Source organism: Plantactinospora sp. ZYX-F-223, assembly GCF_039649625.1.
In the GTDB taxonomy this organism is placed as follows: domain Bacteria; phylum Actinomycetota; class Actinomycetes; order Mycobacteriales; family Micromonosporaceae; genus Plantactinospora.
Genome location: NZ_JBDJAV010000122.1, coordinates 1 through 4,191, shown reverse-complemented (window position 1 = coordinate 4,191; position 4,191 = coordinate 1). Strand labels below are relative to the sequence as shown.

General features: G+C 66.3%; 5 protein-coding genes. 3 read left to right on the top strand and 2 right to left on the bottom strand.

The window, feature by feature from the left end; all coding sequences use genetic code 11:
• Together AAH979_RS42520 and AAH979_RS42515 are read left to right on the top strand one after the other, a co-directional pair.
• The coding region (locus tag AAH979_RS42520) for a hypothetical protein (RefSeq protein ID WP_346263785.1) at nucleotides 1-217 on the top strand (217 nt) is incomplete at its 5' end.
• Between the two features lie 17 nt (nucleotides 218-234).
• Complete coding sequence (locus tag AAH979_RS42515) at nucleotides 235-537, top strand: muconolactone Delta-isomerase family protein (protein ID WP_346263784.1); 303 nt, start codon at nucleotides 235-237, stop codon at nucleotides 535-537.
• 143 nt (nucleotides 538-680) lie between these two features.
• On the opposite strand, the gene AAH979_RS42510 is transcribed toward AAH979_RS42515, so the two are convergent.
• On the bottom strand, nucleotides 681-1,034 hold the full coding sequence (locus AAH979_RS42510; RefSeq protein ID WP_346263783.1) for a nuclear transport factor 2 family protein: 354 nt from the start codon (nucleotides 1,032-1,034) through the stop codon (nucleotides 681-683).
• 551 nt (nucleotides 1,035-1,585) lie between these two features.
• Here AAH979_RS42510 and AAH979_RS42505 point away from each other — a divergent pair.
• Nucleotides 1,586-2,557 carry an MBL fold metallo-hydrolase gene (locus AAH979_RS42505; protein WP_346263782.1) on the top strand — a complete coding sequence of 324 codons (972 nt, stop codon included), beginning with the start codon at nucleotides 1,586-1,588 and terminating at the stop codon, nucleotides 2,555-2,557.
• A 388-nt stretch (nucleotides 2,558-2,945) separates the two neighbouring features.
• Here the strand turns inward: AAH979_RS42505 and AAH979_RS42500 are convergent, their stop codons facing one another.
• The gene (locus tag AAH979_RS42500; protein WP_346263781.1) at nucleotides 2,946-4,019 is read right to left on the bottom strand and encodes an IS110 family transposase; all 1,074 of its coding nucleotides are present in this window, start codon (nucleotides 4,017-4,019) and stop codon (nucleotides 2,946-2,948) included.
• Nucleotides 4,020-4,191: the final 172 nt, after the last annotated feature.

Genomic DNA, 4,191 nt, shown 5'->3' with positions numbered 1-4,191 from the left:
CACCCACTACGCTGCATCAAGTCGCGGCGTAAACCCGGTGTCCACATCCCGGGGGGAGCCTCAGTCCATCGTCGCCCAGATCGAGGGACGCGTGCTGCTCGCGAAACTGCTCAACGATCCAACGCAACTCGAGGCATTGTGGGGTAATTGCCTGGACCTGTTGCAGGTGCAGGCGCAACCGCAGGTGCCACCGCAGGCGCAACCGGCGGCGAACTGACCAGATGGAGTATGGGTATGAAAGAGTTTCTGGTGGAGCTCGTCACGAACGTCCCAGAGGGCACTGACCCGGCCGAGGTCGATCGACGCCGTGCCGCCGAAAAGGTCCGTGCCGGGGAACTGGCCGCAGCCGGTCACCTGGTGCGGCTGTGGCGCCCCGTCGGCGAGTTGCGCAGCATCGGGCTGTGGCGCGCAGCCAACGAGGCCGAGCTGCACGAAAAGGTACTCGGGACTCTGCCGCTGCGCCCGTGGATGACACCCGCCATCACCGAGGTGGAGCCCCACCCCAACGACCCGGGCAAAGCCGACGCGCCCACGTGACCGGCCCACATGATCCGGCACCCGCTGCCACTGTTTGCGACGCGCGATGGCTCGTCGCGCCTCATGGCCAGGAGCACCTTGATGAGGACGGCCGCACGGCGCTGCGGCGCTGCGGCGTCGGAGCGCTGCGGCGCCGATCAAGGTCAGTGCTCCTTGCTGATCCGGGACACGTGGTACTGGCGGATCCGCCAGGTACCTCCGCTGAGTTGAAGGACCAGCGACAGGTGCACCGGGGCCTCCCAACCTGTCGGGTCCCGGAAAGTGACGTCCGCGAACCCCCCGGCTACTTCCTGCCCGATCGTGTACGTGTGTAGCAGGGTCACCTCGGCATCGCGGTTATCAGGCACCGACTCGTAATAGTCGTGCACCGCGTCTCGGCCGACCACGACCTCGGGCCCGAAGCCCTGGAAGAGGGCATCCGGAGTGAACAGGTCGGCCATGGCGTCCACCTGGTGGCCGTCGAACGCCGCCTTCCAGCGGGCCAGCACTTCTTCCATCGGCTCACTCGTCATATTTCCGGGCCTCGTCTCTCCTCGTTGTCGATGTGGAGTCCTGTTGCTGGAGACCGGGGCGCGCCCCAAATAGGCCGGAAGCCACGTCCCAGACAGGCCGGAAGCGCAGCGAGCCAACTCGGCACCCAAGTCGCGCAGGGCGCTCTCGTCGGCAGTCGCCCAGCTGGTTGTCCCAGTACGCGCGCCCAACCGAAACCAGCAGCTCCCGGCTGTGGGATATATTGTCAACCGGTCTACTACACATAGCCGTGTCATCGAACAGCCACGCCACGATGTAACGAGCCAGGTTGCTTCCAGTGAGTGGCCATGGTGTGACGAACTTTGAGGCACACCCTCCCGACGTTGGGGCGCCGGTCAAAAGGCGTCTTCCTTCCCTCACGAGGGTGAGATGCGGGCCAAACGGCTGCGGGACGCGACGCTCGCCTGAATGATCGACGAGCGTGGCCCGTACTCCACCAGGCGGGAGCGTGCCGAACACCGATCCCTGGCGGGTCCGTGCGCAGGCCCAGTGGCGATCGTCAGGGAGAGGATCAGACATGTCGACGACCCCGTACTCCGACGCCGCCGAGCGAACGCGCAAGATGCCCATGGCCCCCGTGCCGCAGGCCGCCCAAGGGCCCGAGAACTCCAAAGCCGGCTATGCCCTGCAGGAGATCGCCGACGGCGTCTTCTTCCTCGGTGAGGGCATGTACAACATGATGTTCGTGGTCACGGACGAGGGCGTCATCGCCGTCGACGCGCCACCCACCCTCGGCCACAACATCCTCCGAGCAATCGGCAGCGTAACCAACCGCCCCATCACCCACGTCGTCTACAGCCACCAGCACTCCGACCACGTCGGAGCGATCTCGGTCTACCCCGACGACGTGCCACGCTACGCCCACCGTATCACCGCGGAACGGCTCAAATTACTCGACGACCCGAACCGCCCCATGCCGACACATGTATTCGACGACACCCTGACGATCGACGCAGGAGACCACAGCCTGCAACTCGACTACAAGGGCCCCAACCACGCCGAAGGAAACATCTTCATCTTCGCCCCGAAGCAACGCGTCCTAATGCTCGTAGACGTAATCTTCCCCGGCTGGGTGCCCTTCTCGAACCTCGCGGTCTCCGCGAACATCCCCGGCTACGTCAACGCCCACGAGCAGGCACTCACCTACCCGTTCGAAAAGCTAATCGGCGGGCACGTCAACCGACCCGGCACCCCGGACGATGCAAGAACCCAGATCGAATACATAAACGACCTACGTTCCACTACCGAAGCAGCACTCTCCTCGGTCGACCTGAACGAGATCATGGCCCCAATCGACACCGCCAACGCCTGGGCCGTTTTCAAATCCTACCTAGACGCCGTGGCCGCCAAAGCCGCCGACGACCTCGTACCACGATGGAAAGAGCGCCTAGGCGGCGCAGATCTGTTCACCCTGCCGAACGCCTGGACGATGGCAGAAGCCCTACGCCTGGACTACAACAGCATGGGCCCATTCGGCATCGTCCCATGAGTTTGCCCTCGTACAAGCTGGCCGGCAGAGGCCACCTCCAGGCTTACTCATCTGGCACCCCTCTGTGTCATCCATGAAGGAGTGGGGTCGGTCAAGTCGGGCGTTTTGGGCTGGTTGGTTCGGTGTTGAGGGTGGGCGTGGGCGCGTTGGTGTGCCGCCTCCTGTTCTGTGGCGGTGATGGTGTGGGGTGTGGTCGTGATCGCCAGGTTCCGGGTGATGCCGGAAGGGCAGGCCGAGGGCTCGGCTGCCGATCATCCATCCGCCCCGCCGACGGGGGGCATGGTGATGACGACCGTGACCGGACGGGGTCAATCAAGCAGGCGACCACACCGCCGGCCGACGGAGGTCAGACACAGAACGACCCGCGTCCGGTCACGTCCGAGCCCGCTCACGCCGCCTTGACCTTCGCCAGGGCGCGGATATGCCCGTCGCGCAGGCCGTAGTAGACGTAGGTGAGCAGTTTGCGGGCCACCGCGACGGTGGCGATGTTGCGGCCCCGCCGTTCGGCGATCCGGGTATGGGTCTCGGTGAGCCGGTCGGCGTTGCGGGCGCCCTGGGCGGCTTCGACCGCGGCCCACCGCACCAGAGTCGAGCCTTGTTTGGTGATCGGCCCACGTCGTATCACGGTGTCGGACTCACGGTGCTTCGGCGTCAGCCCGGCCCACGACGCCAGGTGCGCCGGGGCGCCGAAGCGGGTCACGTCGCCGATCTCGGCGACGAAGATCGCGGCGAGAGTGGAGCCCACGCCGGGCACTTTCTGCACGACCCGGAACCCGGCGTGACCGGCCAGGGCCGCGCGCAACGGTCCGGCGACCGCGCTGATCTCGAAGTCGATGCCGTCGATCAGCCGGAGTAGTGAGTTGACGCGCAGCCGATACGCCGCGTCCAGCGGAGCGGTGGTGAGCCACCGCCGGCCGGCGACGCCGAAGAGATCCGAGACGTGCGGGTGCAGGCCCTGTTTGGCCAGTACCGCGTGCACGGATGCTTTCAATCCGCTGCGCCAGGCGACCAGCTTGGCCCGGTGCCGCACCAGCTCCCGCAGCTCGCGGATCGCCGGCGGGGCAATCCAGGCCTCGGGCAGTCGGCCCATCCGCAGCAAGTCCGCCAGATCCGCCGCGTCCCGGACGTCGTTCTTGACCCGCCGGTAAGCGAACCCCTTCATCCCCAGCGGGTGCGCCAGGTGCACCTGGGCGCCGGCATCGGTCAGGACATCGGCCGCCCAGTACCAGCCGTAAGCGGCTTCCAGCACAACCTGGGGATGCTCGCCGGCCATTGCGATTTCCGCCGCGAGTGCCATCGGATCGTTGTCGATACGGACGCTGTCCAGCCGTTCGCCGGCCTCGGTCATCCGCACGAGCACCGACCGACGCCGATACAGATCGATACCCACAACCTGCGGGCCGTCGTACTCTGCCTCCATGGTGGGGCCTCCTTCGTCGTCTGATGTGAGCACCCCGAGCATCCCGCCGGGAGTCACGAGGAGCGAGGCCCCGCTCCTTCATGCCATCAAGGAACACCGACCAACGCTCCGACCAGCGACGACGCGAAGGCCGCAGGTCGCCCCGGAGCCGATACGTGCAGGTCAAAGCGGTTGAGCGCCGGTCGACGCCCGCGGGAGCGCAGACCTGCTCCCA

Coding starts and splice junctions, on each gene's coding strand:
- AAH979_RS42510 (WP_346263783.1), bottom strand. CDS start 1,034: ATGGAAGAAGTGCTGGCCCGCTGGAAGGCGGCGTTCGACGGCCACCAG.
- AAH979_RS42515 (WP_346263784.1), top strand. CDS start 235: ATGAAAGAGTTTCTGGTGGAGCTCGTCACGAACGTCCCAGAGGGCACT.
- AAH979_RS42505 (WP_346263782.1), top strand. CDS start 1,586: ATGTCGACGACCCCGTACTCCGACGCCGCCGAGCGAACGCGCAAGATG.
- AAH979_RS42500 (WP_346263781.1), bottom strand. CDS start 4,019: ATGCTCGGGGTGCTCACATCAGACGACGAAGGAGGCCCCACCATGGAG.